The sequence below is a fragment of the Nocardia sp. NPDC057353 genome (assembly GCF_042667085.1).
In the GTDB taxonomy this organism is placed as follows: Bacteria; Actinomycetota; Actinomycetes; order Mycobacteriales; family Mycobacteriaceae; genus Nocardia.
On record NZ_JBHVAK010000008.1, the window covers coordinates 66,783 to 87,755 of the forward strand.

The 20,973-nt window shown below is 73.3% G+C and carries 20 protein-coding genes; 18 read left to right on the forward strand and 2 right to left on the reverse strand.

Annotated features, from left to right (window positions below):
• Nucleotide 1 precedes the first annotated feature (1 nt).
• The 14 genes from carB (at nucleotide 2) to ACFUUZ_RS06105 (ending at nucleotide 16,341) form a co-directional block, all read left to right on the forward strand.
• Nucleotides 2–3,337 (forward strand): carbamoyl-phosphate synthase large subunit, encoded by a 3,336-nt coding sequence (carB, locus tag ACFUUZ_RS06040; protein ID WP_378693016.1) that lies wholly within the window; start codon nucleotides 2–4, stop codon nucleotides 3,335–3,337.
• On the forward strand, nucleotides 3,334–4,152 hold the full coding sequence (gene pyrF, locus ACFUUZ_RS06045; RefSeq protein WP_378693018.1) for an orotidine-5'-phosphate decarboxylase: 819 nt from the start codon (nucleotides 3,334–3,336) through the stop codon (nucleotides 4,150–4,152). The genes carB and pyrF overlap by 4 nt, the downstream gene beginning before the upstream one ends.
• Nucleotides 4,153–4,602: 450 nt before the next feature.
• Nucleotides 4,603–4,923 (forward strand): integration host factor, actinobacterial type, encoded by a 321-nt coding sequence (mihF, locus tag ACFUUZ_RS06050; protein ID WP_378693020.1) that lies wholly within the window; start codon nucleotides 4,603–4,605, stop codon nucleotides 4,921–4,923.
• Between the two features lie 8 nt (nucleotides 4,924–4,931).
• Nucleotides 4,932–5,516 carry a guanylate kinase gene (gene gmk / locus ACFUUZ_RS06055; protein WP_378693022.1) on the forward strand — a complete coding sequence of 195 codons (585 nt, stop codon included), beginning with the start codon at nucleotides 4,932–4,934 and terminating at the stop codon, nucleotides 5,514–5,516.
• A gap of 135 nt (nucleotides 5,517–5,651) precedes the next feature.
• On the forward strand, nucleotides 5,652–5,927 hold the full coding sequence (gene rpoZ / locus ACFUUZ_RS06060; RefSeq protein WP_378693024.1) for a DNA-directed RNA polymerase subunit omega: 276 nt from the start codon (nucleotides 5,652–5,654) through the stop codon (nucleotides 5,925–5,927).
• Between the two features lie 22 nt (nucleotides 5,928–5,949).
• The gene (coaBC, locus tag ACFUUZ_RS06065; RefSeq protein WP_378693026.1) at nucleotides 5,950–7,167 is read left to right on the forward strand and encodes a bifunctional phosphopantothenoylcysteine decarboxylase/phosphopantothenate--cysteine ligase CoaBC; all 1,218 of its coding nucleotides are present in this window, start codon (nucleotides 5,950–5,952) and stop codon (nucleotides 7,165–7,167) included.
• Nucleotides 7,168–7,378: 211 nt separating this feature from the next.
• A complete protein-coding gene (metK, locus tag ACFUUZ_RS06070) occupies nucleotides 7,379–8,599 on the forward strand; it encodes a methionine adenosyltransferase (RefSeq protein WP_378693027.1) in 1,221 nt (406 codons plus the stop codon).
• A gap of 98 nt (nucleotides 8,600–8,697) precedes the next feature.
• Nucleotides 8,698–10,773, forward strand: coding sequence for a primosomal protein N' (locus ACFUUZ_RS06075; protein WP_378693141.1), 2,076 nt, complete (start codon nucleotides 8,698–8,700; stop codon nucleotides 10,771–10,773).
• A 116-nt stretch (nucleotides 10,774–10,889) separates the two neighbouring features.
• Entirely contained in the window at nucleotides 10,890–11,552 is a 663-nt protein-coding gene (locus tag ACFUUZ_RS06080; RefSeq protein WP_378693029.1) for a PadR family transcriptional regulator, read from the forward strand.
• Nucleotides 11,553–11,792: 240 nt separating this feature from the next.
• Nucleotides 11,793–12,779 carry an esterase/lipase family protein gene (locus ACFUUZ_RS06085; protein ID WP_378693031.1) on the forward strand — a complete coding sequence of 329 codons (987 nt, stop codon included), beginning with the start codon at nucleotides 11,793–11,795 and terminating at the stop codon, nucleotides 12,777–12,779.
• Between the two features lie 60 nt (nucleotides 12,780–12,839).
• Entirely contained in the window at nucleotides 12,840–13,385 is a 546-nt protein-coding gene (gene def, locus ACFUUZ_RS06090; RefSeq protein WP_378693033.1) for a peptide deformylase, read from the forward strand.
• On the forward strand, nucleotides 13,385–14,308 hold the full coding sequence (fmt, locus tag ACFUUZ_RS06095; RefSeq protein WP_378693035.1) for a methionyl-tRNA formyltransferase: 924 nt from the start codon (nucleotides 13,385–13,387) through the stop codon (nucleotides 14,306–14,308). Before def ends, fmt begins: the two co-directional genes overlap by 1 nt.
• Complete coding sequence (locus tag ACFUUZ_RS06100; protein WP_378693037.1) at nucleotides 14,305–15,945, forward strand: transcription antitermination factor NusB; 1,641 nt, start codon at nucleotides 14,305–14,307, stop codon at nucleotides 15,943–15,945. The genes fmt and ACFUUZ_RS06100 overlap by 4 nt, the downstream gene beginning before the upstream one ends.
• A 54-nt stretch (nucleotides 15,946–15,999) precedes the next feature.
• Nucleotides 16,000–16,341 carry an MmcQ/YjbR family DNA-binding protein gene (locus ACFUUZ_RS06105; protein ID WP_378693038.1) on the forward strand — a complete coding sequence of 114 codons (342 nt, stop codon included), beginning with the start codon at nucleotides 16,000–16,002 and terminating at the stop codon, nucleotides 16,339–16,341.
• Here the strand turns inward: ACFUUZ_RS06105 and ACFUUZ_RS06110 are convergent, their stop codons facing one another.
• On the reverse strand, nucleotides 16,342–17,271 hold the full coding sequence (locus tag ACFUUZ_RS06110) for an RNA polymerase sigma factor SigF (protein WP_378693040.1): 930 nt from the start codon (nucleotides 17,269–17,271) through the stop codon (nucleotides 16,342–16,344).
• Nucleotides 17,268–17,690: an ATP-binding protein gene (locus ACFUUZ_RS06115; protein WP_378693042.1), complete on the reverse strand. Its 423-nt coding sequence runs from the start codon at nucleotides 17,688–17,690 to the stop codon at nucleotides 17,268–17,270. The genes ACFUUZ_RS06110 and ACFUUZ_RS06115 overlap by 4 nt, the downstream gene beginning before the upstream one ends.
• A gap of 111 nt (nucleotides 17,691–17,801) precedes the next feature.
• On the opposite strand from ACFUUZ_RS06115, the gene rpe reads away from it, so the two are divergent.
• The 4 genes from rpe (at nucleotide 17,802) to ribH (ending at nucleotide 20,972) form a co-directional block, all read left to right on the forward strand.
• Nucleotides 17,802–18,467 (forward strand): ribulose-phosphate 3-epimerase, encoded by a 666-nt coding sequence (gene rpe / locus ACFUUZ_RS06120; protein ID WP_378693143.1) that lies wholly within the window; start codon nucleotides 17,802–17,804, stop codon nucleotides 18,465–18,467.
• 65 nt (nucleotides 18,468–18,532) lie between these two features.
• Entirely contained in the window at nucleotides 18,533–19,144 is a 612-nt protein-coding gene (locus tag ACFUUZ_RS06125) for a riboflavin synthase (RefSeq protein WP_378693044.1), read from the forward strand.
• 87 nt (nucleotides 19,145–19,231) lie between these two features.
• The gene (locus ACFUUZ_RS06130; RefSeq protein ID WP_378693046.1) at nucleotides 19,232–20,476 is read left to right on the forward strand and encodes a bifunctional 3,4-dihydroxy-2-butanone-4-phosphate synthase/GTP cyclohydrolase II; all 1,245 of its coding nucleotides are present in this window, start codon (nucleotides 19,232–19,234) and stop codon (nucleotides 20,474–20,476) included.
• Nucleotides 20,477–20,492: 16 nt separating this feature from the next.
• A complete protein-coding gene (gene ribH / locus ACFUUZ_RS06135; protein ID WP_378693048.1) occupies nucleotides 20,493–20,972 on the forward strand; it encodes a 6,7-dimethyl-8-ribityllumazine synthase in 480 nt (159 codons plus the stop codon).
• Nucleotide 20,973 lies beyond the last annotated feature (1 nt).

Here is a 20,973-nt window from a genome sequence, read left to right on the forward strand (position 1 = left end):
GATGCCTCGTCGCGAGGATCTGCGCCACATCCTGGTCATCGGCTCCGGCCCGATCGTCATCGGCCAGGCCTGCGAGTTCGACTACTCCGGCACCCAGGCCTGCCGGGTGCTGCGCGCCGAGGGGCTGCGCGTGTCGCTGGTGAACTCCAACCCGGCGACCATCATGACCGACCCCGAGTTCGCCGACTCCACCTACGTGGAGCCGATCACCCCCGAGTTCGTCGAGAAGGTCATCGCCAAGGAGCGCCCGGACGCCATCCTGGCCACCCTGGGCGGGCAGACCGCGCTGAACACCGCGGTCGCGCTGCACGAGCGCGGGGTGCTGGAGAAGTACGACGTCGAGCTGATCGGCGCCGACTTCGACGCCATCCAGCGCGGTGAGGACCGGCAGAAGTTCAAGGACATCGTCGCGAAGGTGGGCGGCGAGAGCGCCCGCTCCCGGGTCTGCTTCACCATGGACGAGGTCCGCGACACCGTCGCCGAGCTGGGCTTCCCGGTCGTGGTGCGGCCGTCGTTCACCATGGGCGGGCTCGGCTCCGGCATGGCCTACGACCACACCGACCTGGATCGCATCGCCGGTGGCGGGCTCGCCGCATCGCCGACCGCGAACGTCCTGATCGAGGAGTCGATCCTCGGCTGGAAGGAGTACGAGCTCGAGCTCATGCGCGACGGCCGCGACAACGTCGTGGTGGTCTGCTCGATCGAGAACGTCGACCCGATGGGCGTGCACACCGGCGACTCCATGACCGTCGCCCCGGCCATGACGCTCACCGACCGCGAGTACCAGAAGCTGCGCGACCTCGGCATCGCCATCCTGCGCGAGGTCGGCGTCGACACCGGCGGCTGCAATATCCAGTTCGCGGTGAACCCGGCCGACGGCAGGCTCATCGTGATCGAGATGAACCCGCGGGTCTCGCGCTCCTCGGCTCTGGCCTCCAAGGCCACCGGCTTCCCGATCGCCAAGATCGCCGCCAAGCTGGCCATCGGCTACACGCTGGACGAGATCGTCAACGACATCACCGGCGAGACCCCCGCCTGCTTCGAGCCGACCCTGGACTACGTGGTGGTCAAGGCGCCGCGCTTCGCCTTCGAGAAGTTCCCCGGCGCCGACGCCACGCTCACCACCACCATGAAGTCGGTGGGCGAGGCCATGTCGCTCGGCCGCAATTTCACCGAGGCGCTCGGCAAGGTGCTGCGCTCGCTGGAGACCAAGGCCGCCGGCTTCTGGACCACCGAGGACGGCCGCTGGGCCCCCACCGGCGACGACGCGCGGGCGGCGATCGAGGAGATCCTGGCCGACCTCCGGGTGCCGACCGAGGGCCGGATCTACCAGGTCGAGCGGGCGCTGCGGTACGGCGCGAGCATCGAGGAGGTGGCCGCGGCCTCCGGGATCGACCCGTGGTTCGTCGCCGAGGTCGCCGGGCTGGTCGAGCTGCGCGCCGAGCTGCTCGCGGCTCCCGTCCTGGACGAGCCGCTGCTGCGCCGGGCCAAGCACCACGGCCTCTCCGACCGGCAGCTCGCCGCGCTCCGCCCCGAGTTGGCGGGCGAGACCGGGGTCAGGGTGCTGCGGCACCGGCTCGGGGTGCGCCCGGTCTTCAAGACCGTCGACACCTGCGCCGCCGAGTTCGAGGCGAAGACGCCGTACCACTACTCCGCCTACGAGCTCGACCCCGCCGCGGAGTCCGAGGTGGCGCCGCAGCGCGAGCGGGAGAAGGTCATCATCCTCGGCTCCGGCCCGAACCGGATCGGCCAGGGCATCGAGTTCGACTACTCCTGCGTGCACGCCGCGCAGACGCTCTCGGCCGCCGGGTACGAGACGGTGATGGTCAACTGCAACCCGGAGACCGTCTCCACCGACTACGACACCGCCGACCGGCTCTACTTCGAGCCGCTCACCTTCGAGGACGTGCTCGAGGTGTACGCCTCCGAGTCCGAGTCCGGCACCGTGGCCGGGGTGATCGTGCAGCTCGGCGGGCAGACCCCGCTCGGGCTGGCGCAGCGCCTCACCGACGCGGGCGTGCCGGTGGTCGGCACCAGCGCCGCCGCCATCGACCTGGCCGAGGACCGCGGCGAGTTCGGCGACGTGCTGGTCGCGGCCGGGCTGCCCGCGCCGAAGTACGGCACCGCCACCACCGTCGAGCAGGCCAAGCGGATCGCCGCCGGGATCGGCTACCCGGTGCTGGTCCGCCCCTCCTACGTGCTCGGCGGGCGCGGCATGGAGATCGTCTACGACGAGCAGTCGCTGGAGGGGTACATCTCCCGCGCCACCGAGCTGAACCCGGACCACCCGGTGCTGGTGGACCGCTTCCTCGAGGACGCCATCGAGATCGACGTGGACGCGCTCTGCGACGGCGAGGAGGTCTACCTCGGCGGCGTCATGGAGCACATCGAGGAGGCCGGTATCCACTCCGGCGACTCTGCCTGCGCGCTGCCCCCGATCACGCTGGGCCGCAGCGACATCGAGGCGGTGCGGCGCTCGACGATCGCGCTGGCCAAGGGCATCGGCGTGCGCGGCCTGCTGAACGTGCAGTACGCGCTCAAGGACGACGTGCTCTACGTGCTGGAGGCCAACCCGCGCGCCAGCCGCACGGTGCCGTTCGTCTCCAAGGCCACCGCGGTGCCGCTGGCCAAGGCGGCGGCCAGGATCACCATGGGCGCCACCATCGCCGGGCTGCGCAAGGAGGGCATGCTGCCCCCCGATGGCGACGGCGGGCACGTCCCGCTGGACGCGCCGGTCGCGGTCAAGGAGGCGGTGCTGCCCTTCAACCGGTTCCGCCGCGCCGACGGCACCGGGGTGGACTCCCTGCTCTCGCCGGAGATGAAGTCCACCGGCGAGGTGATGGGGATCGACGCCGACTTCGGCACCGCCTTCGCCAAGAGCCAGGCCGCCGCCTACGGCTCGCTGCCCACCGCGGGCACGGTCTTCGTCTCCATCGCCAACCGGGACAAGCGGGCCATGGTCTTCCCGGTCAAGCGGCTGCACGACCTGAACTTCCGCATCCTGGCCACCGAGGGCACCGCGGAGATGCTGCGCCGCAACGGGATCCCCTGCGACCAGGTGCGCAAGCACTCGGAGGAGGCCACCGAGGCGGACGGGCCGTCGATCGTCGACCTGATCCGGGCGGGGGAGGTCGACATGGTGTTCAACACCCCGTACGGCAACTCGGGGCCGCGCGTGGACGGCTACGAGATCCGCAGCGCGGCGGTCGGGGTGAACATCCCGTGCATCACCACCGTGCAGGGCGCCGCCGCCGCGGTGCAGGGCATCGAGGCCGCCATCAACGGCGGCATCGGGGTGCGCTCGCTGCAGGAGCTGCACTCGGTGCTGCGCGGATGACGCCGTTCGGCGAACGGCTCCGGCAGGCCACGCGCGCGCACGGCTCGGTCTGCGCGGGCATCGACCCGCACCCCGGGCTGCTCCGGGAGTGGGGGCTGACCCCGGACCCGGCCGGGCTCGCCGCCTTCACCGAGATCTGCGTGGAGGCGTACCGCGGCGCCGTCGCGCTGGTGAAGCCGCAGGTCGCCTTCTTCGAGACCTACGGCTCGGCCGGGCTGGCGGTGCTGGAGCGGGCGATCGCCGAGCTCGGCGCCGCGGGCACGCTGGTGCTCGCCGACGCCAAGCGCGGCGACATCGGCTCCACCATGGACGCCTACGCGCACGCCTGGCTGGCCGACGGCCCGCTCGGCAGCGACGCGGTGACCGTCTCGCCCTACCTCGGCTTCGGCTCGCTGGAGCCCGCGCTCGACCTGGCGGCGAAGCACGGCCGCGGGGTCTTCGTGCTGGCCGCCACCTCCAACCCGGAGGGGCCGCAGGTGCAGCAGGCGGTGGCGGGGGAGCGGGCGGTCGCGCAGCTCGTGGTGGACGAGGCGGCGGCGCGCAATGCGGGCGCCGCGGCGGGGTCGGTCGGCGTCGTGGTCGGCGCCACGCTGGACCGGGCGCCCGACCTGACCGCGCTGAACGGCCCGATCCTGATGCCGGGCATCGGCGCGCAGGGCGGCGGCCCGGAGTCGGTGCGGGCGCTGCTGCCCGCCGCCGTGCTGCCCGCGGTGGTCCCCGCGGTCTCCCGCGAGCTGCTGCGCGCGGGGCCGTCGCCGCAGGCGCTGCGCACCCGCCTGGGCGAGTTGCAGGAGGCCTTCGCCTTCCTCGGCTGACCCGGTTCGGTACCCCTCCTCTCGCTGCCCGAGCGTGGATCTCTCCGCGCTCGGGCAGCGCCTTTTCCGGAGCCGGACGCGCGTTCCGGCGCGCGAAAATTCCCGCGACACGCCGAGGGTCTTTGCTGGACACGCCGAAATTTTCGAGAAAATTGCAGGTCGCGCGGGTGCCCGCCGACACCACTCGCGCCCCAGGCGTCGCTACTTCCACGCAAATTCCGGACAGCGCATCAAAACCCCAGGTCGGCGCGGGTTCGGCGAGGTCACGGCGGTGGCGGCGTACCCTCGGTGAGCAGCGCGCGGAACTCTCCCGCGTTCATTTGCGGAGCCGCGGAATCATGCGCTGACCTGGGGGGCGGGTTCGCAATCGGCGGGCGTCGTGGGTACGGTCGCTGGGACTGTCGGGTTACCGGCAGTCGTTGTTGCAATGAACGATGAGACGGAGGAACCGTGGCCCTTCCCCAGCTGACCGATGAGCAGCGCGCCGCTGCTCTGGAGAAGGCGGCTGCCGCTCGCAAGGCTCGGGCCGAGCTCAAGGAGCGCCTGAAGCGTGGTGGGACCGACCTGAAGAAGGTCCTCGCGGACGCCGAGAACGACGAGATTCTCGGCAAGATGAAGGTGTCGGCGCTGCTGGAGGCCCTGCCCAAGGTGGGCAAGGTCAAGGCGGCGGAGATCATGAGCGAGCTGGAGATCGCCCCCACCCGCAGGCTCCGGGGTCTCGGCGACCGGCAGCGCAAGGCGCTGCTCGCTCGCTTCGACTTCGACGCCTGACGACGAGGGTGGTCGAACACACGCGGAAGGGTCGACTGGTAGTACTGGTCGGCCCCTCGGCCGTCGGGAAGTCGACGGTCGTACGGTGCGTGCGGGAGCAGCTGCCGGAGCTGGTGTTCAGCGTCTCGGCGACGACCCGGGCCCCCCGGCCCGGCGAGGTCGACGGACGCGACTACCGGTTCGTCGCCAGGGAGCAGTTCGACGCGATGATCGCGGCGGGCGACCTCCTGGAGTGGGCGGACATCCACGGCGGGCTCCAACGTTCGGGCACCCCGGCCGGACCGGTGCGGGACGCACTGGCCGCAGGCCACCCGGTCCTGGTCGAGGTCGACCTGGCGGGCGCCCGCTCGGTGCGCCGGGCCATTCCGGACGCACTGCTGGTCTTCCTCGCCCCGCCGAGCTGGGACGTACTCGTCTCCCGGCTGCGGTCGCGCGGAACGGAATCCCCCGAGGTGATCGAGCGCAGGCTCGAGACCGCGCGGATCGAACTCGCCGCTTGTGACGAGTTCGACATCGTGATCGTCAACGACGACCTGACCAGCGCCTGTGAGCAGTTGGTATCGTTGTTCGTCAGCACGAATTCCAGCTCGTGACCCGAGCCGGTCGGTGACCCGGTTCTCGCGCCGTACGGCGCGAGAACCCCGGTGGCCCGCCGACCCGCCGCTCACCCCGTCCGGCTCTCGCGAGCAGGACGCCGCCGCCCACCGAGAACGCAGGAGTCTCCGCCAGTGACCGACACCATCGCCGCGCCCGCCTACGACACCCCCGTCGGGCTGACCAACCCGCCCATCGACGAGCTGCTCGAGCGCACCTCGTCGAAGTACGCGCTGGTCATCTACGCGGCGAAGCGCGCGCGTCAGATCAACGACTACTACAACCAGCTCGGCGACGGCATCCTGGAGTACGTCGGCCCGCTGGTCGAGCCCGGCCTGCAGGAGAAGCCGCTCTCCGTGGCCATGCGCGAGATCCACTCGGACCTGCTCGAGCACTCCGAAGGCGAGTGAACCCGGCGGGAGCGGAGTAACCATGCGGATCGTCGTCGGCGTCGGCGGGGGAATCGCGGCCTACAAGGCCTGCGCCCTCGTCCGGCGGTTCACCGAGACCGGCCACTCGGTGCGGGTCATCCCCACCGAGTCGGCGCTGCAGTTCGTCGGGAAGGCCACCTTCGAGGCGCTGTCCGGGAACCCGGTGCACACCGGGGTCTTCGCCGACGTGCCCGAGGTGCCGCACGTGCGGCTCGGCCAGGAGGCCGAGCTGGTGGTGATCGCTCCCGCCACCGCCGACCTGATGGCGCGCACCGCCTCGGGCCGCGCCGACGACCTACTCACCGCGACCCTGCTCACCGCCCGATGTCCGGTGCTGTTCGCCCCGGCCATGCACACCGAGATGTGGCAGCACCCGGCCACCGTCGCGAACGTGGAGACGCTGCGCAGCCGCGGCGCCGTCGTGATGGAGCCCGCCGCCGGTCGGCTCACCGGCACCGACACCGGCCCGGGCAGGCTGCCCGAGCCGGAGGAGATCTTCGGCCTCGCCACGCTGCTGCTGGAGCGCACCGACGCCGTCCCGCGCGACCTGGAGGGCCGCCGCCTGGTGATCACGGCGGGCGGCACCAGGGAGCCGCTGGACCCGGTCCGCTTCCTCGGCAACCGCAGCTCGGGCAAGCAGGGCTACGCGCTGGCCAGGGTCGCCGCGCAGCGCGGCGCGCAGGTCACGCTGATCGCGGGCAACACCATCGAGATGGCCCCGCCCGCCGCCGTCGAGCTGGTGCACATCACCACCGCCGACCAGCTGAAGACCGCCGTGGAGAAGCACTCGGTCGGCGCCGACGCGGTGGTCATGGCCGCCGCGGTCGCCGACTTCCGGCCCACCAGCGTCGCCACCGCGAAGATCAAGAAGGGCGCGGGCGAGCCGGACGTCATCCCGCTGACCAAGAACGAGGACATCCTGGCCGGGCTGGTGCAGTCCCGCCGCGACGGCCAGCTGCCCGGCACCGTGATCGTCGGCTTCGCCGCCGAGACCGGCGACGAGCACGGCGACGTCCTCACCCACGCCCGCGCCAAGCTCGCGCGCAAGGGCTGCGATCTTCTTGTTGTGAACGCCGTCGGCGAGGGTAAGGCCTTCGAGGTCGACACCAACGACGGCTGGCTGCTCGGCGCCGACGGTACCGAGCAGTCGCTGGACCACGGCTCCAAGGCGCTGCTGGCCAGCCGGGTGCTGGACGCGCTCGGCCCGCTGCTGCGCTGAACCCCGCGCCGGAACGACCGCGGGTGCGGCGACGGAATTCCGGGTAACTTTCCGGGCCGCGCCCGCCCTCGGCGGAGGGGTGCCGGAGCGGGCCCTGGCGTCCTCGCGGTGTCACCCCTTTGGAATAGTCTGAGTAGAAGGCTTGCGCGGGCGCGGGACACCGCTACTGTCGCAGACCGACCGAGCAACCCGTGAGGGGAAGGGAACAACTGTGCCGACGTCTGGCAGCCGCCTGTTCACCAGTGAGTCCGTCACCGAGGGTCATCCGGACAAGATCTGTGACGCCATCAGCGATTCCATCCTCGACGCGCTGCTGACCGAGGATCCGCGCAGCCGGGTCGCGGTGGAGACCCTGGTCACCACCGGCCAGGTGCACGTGGCCGGTGAGGTCACCACCTCCGCGTACGCGGACATCCCGAAGATCGTCCGGGAGAAGGTCCTGGAGATCGGGTACGACTCCTCCGCAAAGGGTTTCGACGGCAACTCGTGCGGCGTGAACATCGCCATCGGCGCGCAGTCGCCGGAGATCGCGCAGGGCGTCGACACCTCGCACGAGGTGCGCACCGGCGGCGGCGAGACCACCGAGGACGAGATCGCCAGGCAGGGCGCGGGCGACCAGGGGCTGATGTTCGGCTACGCCAACACCGACACCCCCGAGCTGCTCCCGCTGCCGATCGCGCTGGCGCACCGGCTCTCCCGCAGGCTCACCGAGGTCCGCAAGACCGGCGTGCTGCCCTACCTGCGCCCGGACGGCAAGACCCAGGTCACCATCGAGTACGAGGGCGACCGCGCGGTCCGGCTGGACACCGTGGTGGTCTCCACCCAGCACGCCGCCGACATCGACCTGGACAACCTGCTCGCGCCGGACATCAGGGAGAAGGTCGTCGACACCGTGCTCGCCGACCTGGCGCTGCCCACCCTGGACATCTCGAACGTCCGGCTGCTGGTCAACCCCACCGGCCGCTTCGTGCTCGGCGGCCCCATGGGCGACGCCGGGCTGACCGGCCGCAAGATCATCGTCGACACCTACGGCGGCTTCGCCAGGCACGGCGGCGGCGCCTTCTCCGGCAAGGACCCGTCGAAGGTGGACCGCTCGGCCGCGTACGCCATGCGCTGGGTGGCCAAGAACGTGGTCGCGGCGGGGCTCGCCGACAAGGTCGAGGTGCAGGTGGCGTACGCCATCGGCAAGGCGGCGCCGGTCGGGCTCTTCGTGGAGACCTTCGGCACCGAGAAGACCGACCCGGCGAAGATCGCCGCGGCCATCACCGAGACCTTCGACCTGCGTCCCGGCGCCATCATCCGCGACCTGGACCTGCTGCGCCCGATCTACGCGCAGACCGCCGCGTACGGCCACTTCGGCCGCACCGACATCGACCTGCCCTGGGAGCACACCGACCGCGCGGACAAGCTGCGCGCCGCCGCCGGGCTGTAGCCCGCCGAGCCGGAGTGGACGAACCCGACGCGGACCGTGCCGCCGGCACGGCGGACGGTCCGCGGCCGGACCACTCCGGTCCCCCCGCGGTCGCGCGGGTGCTGCCCCTGCTCACCCCCGCGCACCTCGACCGCGACTTCGATTACCTGATTCCGCCGGAGTACGACGCCGTGGCGCAGCCCGGCGTCCGGGTGCGCGTCCGCTTCGCGGGCAGGCTCGTCGACGGTTACCTGCTGGCCCGCCTCGACCGCAGCGAGCACGAGGGGACCCTGCGCCCGCTGGAGCGCGTCGTCTCCCCCGAGCGGGTGCTCACCCCCGAAATCGAACGTTTGGTCCGCGCCGTCGCCGCGCGCTACGCGGGCACCCGCGCGGATGTCCTCCGCCTCGCCATCCCGCCCAGGCACGCCCGCGCGGAGGGCAAACCGGCATCCGCGAAAGCGGGCGAATCGGCCGCGCCGCCGGCGAATCCCATCGATTCGACTGCGCACCCGCAGGATTCGGCACTGACCGCGCAATCAGCCGAGCGGGCACCGGGCGAGGTGGACCGCGCTCCCACCGGGGTGGCCGCCGCGGAACCGTCGGTCGACGAAACGGCGTGGTCCCGCTACACCCACGGCCCCGCGTTCCTGACCGCGCTGCGCGCCCCGCGCAACCCGCGCGCCGCCTGGCAGGCCCTCCCTGGCGAGGACTGGCCCCGCCGCCTCGCCGAACTGGCGGCGCTCACCGACGCCGCGGGCCGCGGGACGCTCCTCCTCGTCCCCGACCAGCGCGACCTCGACCGCGTCCTGGCCGAATGCACCACCCTGCTCGGCGACCGGGTGGTCGGCCTGGCCGCCGGGCTCGGCCCGTCCGCCCGGTACCGCCGCTGGCTCGCGGCGCTGCGCGGCACCGCGACAGTCGTGGTCGGTACCCGCAGCGCAGTCTTCGCCCCGGTCCGCGACCTGGGGCTGATCGCCCTCTGGGACGACGGCGACGACAGCTTCGCCGAACCCCGCGCCCCGTACCCGCACGCCCGCGAGGTCGCCATGCTGCGGGCGCACGAGACCGGCGCCGCCTTCGTCGCCGCGGGCTTCGCCCGCACCGCGGAGATCCAGGCCGCCGTCGACTCCGGCTGGGCCCACGACCTGCTCGCCGACCGCGCCGTCGTCCGCGAGCACACCCCGCACATCAGCGCCCCCGGCGACAGCGACATCGCCCTGGAGCGCGACCCGGTCGCCAGGGCCGTTCGCATCCCCGGCGTCGCCTTCGCCGCGGCCCGCGCCGCCCTGAAGGAGGGCGCGCCGGTGCTGGTGCAGGTTCCGCGCCGCGGCTACGTCCCGGCGCTGGCCTGTGCCCGCTGCCGCGCCCCGGCCCGCTGCCGCCGCTGCAACGGCCCGCTCGCGCTCCCCGAGCACGCGGGCGACGGCGCGCACAGCCCGGCCTGCCGCTGGTGCGGCACGACCGAGGCGGCGTTCCGCTGCCCGGCCTGCGCCGCCCGCGCGCTGCGCGCCGTGGTGATCGGCGCCGCGCGCACCGCCGAGGAGCTGGGCCGCGCCTTTCCGAAGGTGCCGATCCGCGGCTCCGGCGGCGGCGCGGTGCTCGACACCGTCGAGCCGGGGCCGCAGGTCGTGGTCGCCACGGTCGGCGCCGAGCCGCGGGTGCGCGGCGGCTACGGCGTCGGGCTGCTGCTCGACGGCTGGGCCCTGCTCACCCGCGCCGACCTGCGCGCCACCGAGGACACGCTGCGCCGCTGGACCGCCGCGGCGGCGCTGGTCCGCCCGCACGGCCGGGTGATCGTGATGGCCGACCCCGCGGTGCCGACGGTGCAGGCGCTGGTGCGCTGGGACCCGGTCGGGCACGCCCGCGCCGAGCTCGCGGCGCGCGCCGAGGTCGGCTTCCCGCCCGCCGTCCGGCTCGCCGCGGTCGACGGCACCACCGGGTCGGTCGCCGAATTGCTCGCCGCCACAGCGCTTCCCGACGGTGTGCAGGTGCTCGGCCCGGTCCCGCTGCCGGAGGGCGCCCGACCGCCGTCGGCGGCGGGGAGCGCCGAGCCGATCGAGCGGATCCTGCTCCGCGTCCCGCGCGCGGGCGGCGCCGAGCTCGCCCGAGCGCTCACCGCCGCCCAGGCGGTGCGCAGCACCCATCGCTCCGACGCCCCGCTCCGCGTGCAGATCGACCCCGTCGACATCGGCTGACCCGCCGCCCACGCGCCGTGCACCCGCCGGGAACAAACGCGGCTTCCTTGCGTTCGATCTATTGTCGATATATCGTCGATACTGCGAAACGAACACGAGAGCCCGAGGAGGCAATCATGGAACACCCACGACACGGTGAATTCGGTCCGCGTCCCCCGTTCGAGCGGGGCCGCGGACACTTCCGCCGCGGCGGCAGGCACGGCTTCGGCCCCGGGCCGGAGTTCGGCCCCGGCTTCGGCCCCGGCGGCCCCGGCGGCCCCGGCGGTTTCGGCCCCGGCTTCGGTCGCGGCCGCGGGCGCGGCGGGCGGGGCAGGCGCGGTGACGTGCGCGCCGCGGTGCTGCTGCTGCTTACCGAGCGGCCCATGCACGGCTACGAGCTGATCCAGCGGATCCGCGAGCGCAGCGAGGACGTCTGGCGGCCGAGCCCCGGCTCGATCTACCCGGCGCTGGCGCAGCTCGAGGACGAGGGGCTGATCGTCATCGAGAAGGTCGCGGGCCGCAAGACCGCGAAGCTCTCCGAGGAGGGCGTGCGCTACGTCGAGGAGCAGCGCGCCGAGCTCGGCGACCCCTGGGCCGATGTCACCGGCGACGTCGGGCCGCACGCGCGGGATCTGCGCGAGTTGGTCGGGTCGCTGATGGGCGCCGTCGGGCAGGTCGCCGCCGCGGGCACCCCCGCGCAGGCGGCGAAGGCGGCCGAGGTGCTCACCGAGGCCCGCCGCGCGCTGTACCGCATCCTCGCCGACGACGACGAGCCCGGAGCGGCCGAGAGCGAACGGTGACCTCGCGCGCGGGGTCGGACACGCCCGGGTAACCGCGGTGTCCGATCCCGCCTCCGGCACCGGAATTCGGGGCATGACAAACCGGCTCCGAGCGGCGTCCCCCGCGCTCCGCAACGGTGCGGCGACCGCGCGGTAACGAAGGTGTGAAAGCACCCCGCTCGCGCCGCGAAAAGCGCTGGGGGGCGCAAGAATTGTTGTATGGAACAACCGTCATGGGTGTGGGGTAGGGGATTTTCACAATTGCGGCGCCGGGCCGCGGTACTCGCGGTGGTCGCGGGCGCGGTGCTCGGCACCGCGGTGGGGGCAGCGGGGGGAACGGCTACCGCGCAGCCGAGCGATTTCCGGGCAGCCGAGGTACCGACCGAGCAGGGGCCGCCGCAGCCGGACCACCTGGCCGCCGCTTTCTACCAGAAGCAGCATCCGCGCGTCGTGCCCGCCGGGACCAACGACTTCGGTTGCGTGCCCGATGCCGAGCGGCCGCGGCCGGTGATCCTGGCGCACGGCACCGATTCGTCCGCCTACTCGGACTACTCGGCCATCGCGCCCCGGCTGGCCGCCGCGGGGTTCTGCGTCTTCGCGCTGAACTACGGCGGCGCGCCGGGCGCGCTGAGCTACGGCACCGAGGATCTGCGGGCCAGCGGGTGGCAGCTCGCGGCCTTCGTCGACCAGGTGCTCGCCGCCACCGGCGCCGCGCAGGTCGACCTGGTCGGCTTCTCGCAGGGCGCCAACGTGACCAGGTACTACACGAACAAGCTCGGCGGGGCGCCGAAGGTCGGCCGCTGGGTCGGGCTGGCCTCGCCCAGCTACGGCGGGGTCATGTACGGGCTGGTGCCGATCGCGCAGGCGATCCCGGGCGTGCTGCAGGTCTTCGAGCGGGTGACCTCGCTGGCGGCGGTGCAGCAGGCGCAGGGCTCGCCGGTGATGCTCGAGCTGAACGCGGGCGGCGACACCGTGCCAGGGCCGGAGTACATCACCATCGGCAGCCGGGTGGACGAGATGATCCAGCCCTTCGCCAATATCGCGCTGCACGGCCCGAACGCGCGCAATATCGCGCTGCAGGACCTCTGCGCCGCCGACCTGACCGGGCACTTCCACATGGTCTACGACCCGTTCGTGCAGGACCTGCTGATCGAGGTGCTCGATCCGGAGCACGCGCCGGCGCCGGTGTGCCTGCCGGTGCCGCTCGGCACCGGCATTCCGCAGGTGGTGATCGCGGGCAACTCCTGACCGCCGCGGCGGGCTCTCTAGAATGGGACGACCGTTGTCTCGTCTTCCCGGGAGCCCGCCGTGACCGTCCAGCCCGTTCGCCTCTTCGGCGACCCGATCCTGCGCTCGCGGGCCGCCGAGGTGGCGGCCTTCGACGCCGAATTGCGCAGGCTGGTGGACGATCTCACCGACACCATGCACGACGACGGCGGGGTCGGGATGGCGGCGCCGCAGATCGGGGTCGGGCTGCGGGTCTTCGTCTACGACACCGGGGACGCGGCCGGGCACCTGGTGAACCCGAGCTACGAGGTACTCGGCGAGGAGGAGCAGGTCGGGCCGGAGGGCTGCCTCTCGATCCCCGGCGTGCGCTACGACGTGCGCCGCGCGCTGCGGCTGCGCGCCACCGGCGTGGACGTCACCGGCGCGCCGGTCTCCTTCGAGGCCGACGGGCTGCTCGCCCGCTGCGTGCAGCACGAGACCGACCACCTGGACGGGGTGCTCTTCCTGGACCGGCTGGACCCGGCCGCGCGCAAGGAGGCCATGCGCACCATCCGCGAGTCGGACTGGTTCGGCGCGGGCATCACGGTCCGGGAATCGCGCGGGCTCGGCGCGGGGGGCGGTCGCTGATGCGGGTGCTCTTCGCCGGGACCCCGGAGCCCGCCGTTCCGGCGCTGCGCGCACTGCTCGAGTCCCCGCGGCACGACGTGATCGGGGTGCTGACCAGGCCGGACGCGGTCGCCGGGCGCGGGCGCAAGGTGAGCAGGTCGCCGGTGGCGCTGCTCGCCGACGAGCACGGCATCCCGGTCTTCACCCCGCGCAAGCCGGGGGAGCCGGAGTTCGTCGAGCAGCTCACCGAGCTGGCGCCGGACTGCTGCCCGGTGGTCGCCTACGGGGCGCTGCTGCCGGAGCGGATCCTCGGCATCCCGCGGCACGGCTGGATCAACCTGCACTTCTCGCTGCTGCCCGCCTGGCGCGGGGCGGCGCCGGTGCAGGCCGCGGTCGACGCCGGGGACGAGATCACCGGCGCCTCCACCTTCCGTATCGAGGCCGGGCTCGACACCGGGCCGGTGTTCGGCGTGATCACCGAGAAGATCGAGGTCACCGATACCGCGGGGACGCTGCTGGCGAAGCTCGCGGTGAGCGGGGCGCACCTGCTCGCCACCACGCTTGACGGGGTCGAGGACGGGACGCTGCACGCCGTGCCGCAGAGTTCGGACGGGGTCTCCTACGCGCCGAAGCTCGCCCCGGAGGCGGGGCGGGTGCGCTGGGATCAGCCCGCGCTCAACGTCGGGCGCCGGATCCGCGCCGTCACCCCCGCCCCCGGGGCGTGGACGCTCGTCGACGGCGCCCGGCTGAAGCTCGGCCCGGTCGAGCTCGTCGAGGACGAACTGCCCGGCGGGGCCGTCGAGGTGCGCAGGGACGGGGTCTACGTCGGCACCGCCACCACCGCCGTCCGCCTCGGGCAGGTCCAGCCGCAGGGCAAGCGCATGATGCCCGCGCTCGACTGGGCCCGCGGAGCGCGGTTGGGCACCGGAACGGTGGTCGAATGAGCGCCGAAGGTCGCGGCAACGCCAACCGTCCCGGCGGTGGACGCCGCACGAACTCCGGCGACGGCAGTGGTCGGCGCGTCGGCGAGCGGGACCGCGCGGGCGATGTACGTCGCCCGAATTCCGGCGGCCAGGGCGGCGAGCGCCGCTCGGGTGGCTTCCGCGGCGCAGCCGCGGATTCCGGCGACGAACGTCGCCGGGGGCGGACCGGTGACCGGGGTGCCGACAACCGGCGAGGCGGTGACCGGCAACCAGGCAGGGCCCGGGACGACGGGCGCCGGGCGGGCGGGAAGCGTTCCGGCGCACCGGAAGACGCTGCGCGCCTCGCGGCCAGGGACCTCCTGCGCGACGTCCGCGAACGCGACGCCTACGCGAACCTCGCCCTCCCGGCGCTCCTGCGCCGCTACCGCCTGTCCGGCCGGGACGCCGCCCTCGCCACCGAACTCGCCTACGGCACCAGCCGCGCCCGCGGCCAGCTCGACGCGGTGATCGAGACGGCCGCCGCCCGCCCGATCGAGCAGATCGACGGCGACCTGCTCGACGTCCTCCGCCTCGGCACCTACCAGCTGCTGCGCACCAGGATCGGCGCGCACGCCGCGGTGGACACCTCGGTCGCCCTGGTCCGCGCCGAGCACGGCGCGGGCAAGGCGGGCTTCGTGAACGCGGTCCTGCGCAAGGCCGCGAACCGCACCCTGGCGGAGTGGATCGCGGAGCTGGCCCCGGCCGACCCGGTCGCCCACCTCGCCTTCGAGCACGCGCACCCGCTCTGGATCGCCCAGTCCTTCGCCGACGCGCTCGGCGCCCGCGCGGGCGAGCTCGGCGCGGCGCTGGCGGCGGACGACGCCCGCCCCGCGGTGCACCTGGTGGCCCGCCCCGGCGACATCACCGCCGAGGAGCTGGCCCTCGTCACCGGCGGCACCGAGGGCCGCTGGTCCCCGTACGCCGTCTACCTGGACGAGGGCGGTGACCCCGGCGACCTGGAGCCGATCCGGGCGGGCATGGCCGCGGTGCAGGACGAGGGCAGCCAGCTGGTGGCGCTCGCGCTCACCCGCGCCGAGCTCGACGGCGCCGACACCGGCCGCTGGCTCGACCTCTGCGCAGGCCCGGGCGGCAAGGCGAACCTGCTCGGCTCGCTCGCCGCCATCGACGGCTACACCGTGGACGCGGTGGAGCGCTCCGAGCACCGCGCCGAGCTGGTCCGCCGCGCCACCCACGACCTCCCGGTCCGGGTGCACGTCGCGGACGGCAGGGACAGCGGCCTCGAACCCGGCTACGACCGCGTCCTGGTCGACGCCCCGTGCACCGGCCTCGGTGCGCTGCGCCGCCGCCCCGAGGCGCGCTGGCGCCGCCGCCCGGACGACCTCGCCGAGCTCACCGCGCTGCAGCGCGAGCTGCTCACCGCCGCGTACGAGCTGTTGCGCCCCGGCGGCGTCGTGCTCTACTCCACCTGCTCACCGCACCTGGCCGAGACCGCGGCGGTCGTCGGCGACGTGGTGCGCCGCACCGGCGCGCTCGAGCTGGACACCCCCGCGCTGCTCCCCGGCGTCACCGACGTCGGCGACGGCCCGGCCGCGCAGCTCTGGCCGCACCGGCACGGCACCGACGCCATGTTCCTCGCCGCCCTGCGCAGACCCGCCTGACCCGCGTTCCATTCGTCCAATCCGAGACGCGCGGGATCGCGCAGACTGAAGCGCATGACCTGCACCTGGGAGGACGTCGTCGCGCTCGCCCGCGAGCTGCCCGGCGTCGAGGAGAGCACCTGGTACCGCACCCCGGCGCTGAAGGCGGGCGGCAAGGGCTTCGCGCGGCTGCGCACCGAGGCGGAGGGCGCGGTCATGCTGCGCTGCCCGATGGCGGAGAAGGAGGCGCTGCTCGCCGCGGGCGACCCGGCCTTCTTCACCACCCCGCACTACGACGGCTACGCGAGCATCCTGGTCGACCTGGACCGGGTCGACCAGGCCCAGCTCGCCGAGCTGGTCGACGGCGCGTGGTGGCAGGCGGCCCCGGCGAAGCTGCGCAAGCAGCGGGAGGGCTGACTACTCGCGCGCGGTCTGCTCGCGCAGCCGGGCCAGCGTCTTGGCCAGGATCCGGGAGACGTGCATCTGCGAGATCCCCATCCGCTGCGCGATCTGGGTCTGCGTCATGGACTCGAAGAACCGCATGGTGAGGATGCGCCGCTCGCGCTCGGGCAGCCCGGCGAGCAGCGGCCGGATCGCCACGTACTCCTCGACCCGGTCGAACTGCGATTCCTCCTCGCCGAGCGTGTCCAGCAGCGAGGCCTCGGTGTCGCGGCCCAGCGAGGCGGCGTCGATGGAGCTGGGCTGGTAGGCATTGCCCGCGATCACCGCCTGGGTGACCTCGTCCGGGTCGACGCCGAGCTCGGCGGCGATCTCCTTGGCGGTGGGGGAGCGGCCGAGCGTCTGCGAGAGCGAATCGATCGCGGCGCCGATCCGCAGGTGCGTTTCCTTGACCCGGCGCGGCACCCGCATGGCCCAGGTGTTGTCCCGGAAGTAGCGGCGGACCTCGCCCATGATGGTCGGCACCGCGAAGGAGAGGAAGTTGGAGCCGCGGCCGACGTCGAAGCGATCCACCGCGTGCACCAGCCCGACCCTGGCCACCTGGGTGAGGTCGTCGAAGGGCTCGCCGCGCCCGCTGAACTTGCGCGCGATGTGGTCGGCGAGCGGGATGCAGCGGTTGATCAGCTCCGCGCGCAGCGCCGCGTGCTGCGCGCTGCCCGGCTCGGCGCGGCCGAGCTCGCCGAAGAGCGCGGCGACGTCGTCGTAACCGGGGACGGCGCCCTTCGCGCCGTACTCCTCGACCGCGTCGTCCTCGCCGCCGAGATCGTCCTCATCGGGGTCGTCCACCGCGTCGGCGGCGGCCGCGGCCCGCGGCTCCGGCGCGCCCTGGTCCGGCCCGGCGCCCTCCGGGCCGGGCTGCGGATCGACCTCGGGCCGTGCGTCCGTCACGCCTTGCCCCGGACCCGACGGAATTCGACCCACGTCGGGTATCCGGAGGCGGTCGCGTCGAACGGACCCTGGTGTGCTTCCACGGAATCGGCGAGGGTGCGCAGCACGTGCCAGCCGAAGCTGCGCTGGTCGGGTAGCCCCTCGGTGGCCGCGAGCCCGCTCACGTGCACGAGCAGGTCGGTCTCGCCGACCACGAAGCGGCAGCTGAGGTAGCTGTCCGGCGCCGCCACCTCGATCAGGTTCGAGCACACCTCGTCCACCGCGAGCCGCACGTCGGCCACCTCGTCCAGCGTGAATTCGCTGAGCAGCACCAGGGTTTCGGCGAGGCCGCGCACGATGGGCAGCTGCGAGACCGCGGCCGCCACCCTGATCTCCACCGGGGTGCTGTAGATCCCCTTCTCCGCCGAAATGTTGATCACGCCCAGAGGTTACCCACCCGCGGCGCGGCACAACCGCGCGGACCGCCCCTGGGCACGGCCGATACACTCCGCGCTGTGTCCACTCCCACCTTCGCCCGCCCCGACCGGCCGATGATCGCCCCCTCCATCCTCTCCGCCGACTTCGCCAACCTGGCCGCCGAGACCAGGGCGGTGGCAGGCGCGGACTGGCTGCACGTGGACGTGATGGACGCGCACTTCGTGCCGAACCTGACGCTCGGCCTGCCGATCGTGCAGAGCCTGCTCAAGGCCACCGACATCCCGCTCGACTGCCACCTGATGATCGAGGACCCCGGCCGCTGGGCGCCGCCGTACGCGGAGGCGGGCGCGCACAACGTGACCTTCCACGCCGAGGCCACCGACGACCCGGTCGCCGTCGCCAGGGACATCCGCGCGGCGGGCGCCAAGGCCGGGCTCTCGGTCAAGCCGGGCACCCCGATCGAGCCCTACCTGGAGATCCTGCGCGACTTCGACACGCTGCTGGTGATGAGCGTGGAGCCGGGCTTCGGCGGCCAGTCGTTCATCCCCGAGGTGCTGGCCAAGGCGAAGGCGGTGCGCAGGCTGGTCGACTCCGGCGAGCTGCGGCTGCTGGTGGAGATCGACGGCGGCATCAACGCCGACACCATCGAAGCGGCCGCCGAGGCGGGGGTGGACTGCTTCGTCGCGGGCTCCGCTGTCTACGGCACCGCGGACCCGGCGGCCACCGTCGCCGCGCTGCGCGCCCGCGCGGCCGAGGCCGCCGCGGCCACCGCGGGCTGAGCCGCGGGAATGCCCGACCCGGTGCGGGATGTTCGCACCGGATGAATCCGGAGTAAGGGGAGCGCATGTTCACAGGGATCGTGGAGGAGCTCGGCGAGATCGTCGCGGTCGAGCGGCTCAGCGACGCGGCGCGGCTGACGATCCGCGGCAAGCTGGTGACCTCGGACGCCGCGCACGGCGATTCGATCGCGGTGAACGGCGTCTGCCTGACCGTCGTCGACGACGTGGTGGTCGGCGACTCCTTCACCGTCGACGTGATGGCCGAGACGCTGAACCGCTCCAGCATCGGCGCGCTGGACATCGGCTCCCGGGTGAACCTGGAGCGCGCGGCCGCGCTGAACAGCAGGCTCGGCGGGCACCTGGTGCAGGGCCACGTGGACGGCACCGGCACCGTGCTCTCCCGCACCCCGTCGGAGAACTGGGAGGTCGTGCGGGTCTCGCTGCCCGCCGAGATCGCCAAGTACGTGGTCGAGAAGGGGTCGATCACCGTGGACGGCACCTCGCTCACCGTCTCCGGGCTGGGCGGCTCGGCCGCCGACGGCGACTGGTTCGAGGTCTCGCTCATCCCGACCACGCTCGCGCTCACCACGCTCGGCTCCGCGCCCGCGGGCACCACGGTGAACCTCGAGGTCGACGTCATCGCCAAGTACGTGGAGCGGCTGCAGCAGCGCGGCTGAGCGGGCGGCGCGGAGCGCCTCCCCGCGCAGGCCGTACTGTGGTGAGGCAACGAGCCCCCAGGGGCGAACACGATGGAGCGCAAAGACGTGACCAGGTTCGACACTATCGAGCGCGCCGTCGCCGACATGGCGGCGGGCAAGGCCGTCGTCGTGGTCGACGACGAGGATCGCGAGAACGAGGGCGACCTCATCTTCGCCGCGGAGAAGGCGACGCCCGAACTGGTCGCGTTCATGATCCGCTACACCTCCGGCTACATCTGCGTCCCGCTCACCGGCGAGGACTGCGACCGACTCGGGCTGCCGCCGATGTACGCGATGAACCAGGACAAGCACGGCACCGCGTACACCGTCTCGGTGGACGCGCGCGAGGGCATCACCACCGGCATCTCCGGCGCCGACCGCGCCACCACCATCCGGCTGCTCGCCGACCCGAACGCCAAGGCCGACGACCTGACCAGGCCCGGCCACGTGGTCCCGCTGCGCGCCAAGGAGGGCGGCGTGCTGCGCCGCCCCGGGCACACCGAGGCCGCGGTCGACCTGGCCAGGATGGCCGGGCTGCGCCCCGCCGGCGTGATCTGCGAGATCGTCAGCCAGAAGGACGAGGGCCACATGGCCCGCACCGAGGAGCTGCGGGTCTTCGCCGACGACCACGACCTCGCGCTGATCTCCATCGCCGAGATGATCGCCTGGCGGCGCCGCCACGAGCAGCAGGTCGTCCGGGTCGCCGAGGCCCGCATCCCGACCGCGCACGGCCCGTTCCAGGCCGTCGGCTACCAGAGCATCTACGACGAGGTCGAGCATGTCGCGCTGGTCCGCGGCGAGGTCGGCGACGGCAACGACGTGCTGGTCCGGGTGCACTCGGAGTGCCTCACCGGCGACGTCTTCGGCTCGCTGCGCTGCGACTGCGGCCCGCAGCTGGACGCCGCGCTGGAGATCGTCGCCGCCGAGGGCCGCGGCGTCGTGCTCTACATGCGCGGCCACGAGGGCCGCGGCATCGGGCTGATGCACAAGCTGCAGGCCTACCAGCTGCAGGACTCCGGCCGCGACACGGTGGACGCCAATATCGAGCTGGGGCTGCCCGCGGACGCGCGCGACTACGGCATCGGCGCGCAGATCCTGGTCGACCTCGGGGTCCGCTCGATGCGGCTGCTCACCAACAACCCGGCCAAGCGGGTCGGGCTGGACGGCTACGGCCTGACCGTGAGCGAGCGGGTGCCGATGCCGGTGCGGCCGAACGCCGAGAACCTGCGGTACCTGCGCACCAAGCGCGACCGCATGGGCCACGACCTGGTCGGGCTGGACGACCTGGATCTCGGCGAGACCGCGCAGTAGGAAAGGACACCCGAACATGAGTGGCACCGGCGTTCCGAGCTTCGAGCTGGCCGACTCCGCCGACCTCAGGCTCGGCATCGTGGCCTCGCGCTGGCACACGACCATCTGCGACACCCTGGTGGCGAATGCCGAGCGGGTGGCGAAGGAGGCCGGGGTGCGGCAGGTGACCGTGGTCCGCTGCGCGGGCGCGATGGAGCTGCCGGTGGTCGCGCAGGAGCTGGCGCGCACGCACGACGCGGTGGTCGCGCTCGGCGTCGTCATCCGCGGCGGCACCCCGCACTTCGAGTACGTCTGCGACGCGGTGACCGCCGGGCTCACCCGGGTCTCGCTGGACGCGGGCACCCCGGTGGCCAACGGCGTGCTCACCACGAACACCGAGGAGCAGGCGCTGGACCGGGCCGGGCTGCCCGGCTCCGCGGAGAACAAGGGCGAGCAGGCGGCGGCCGCCGCGCTGGACGCCGCGCTCACCCTGCGTACCCTGCGCGGGTCGGCGTAGC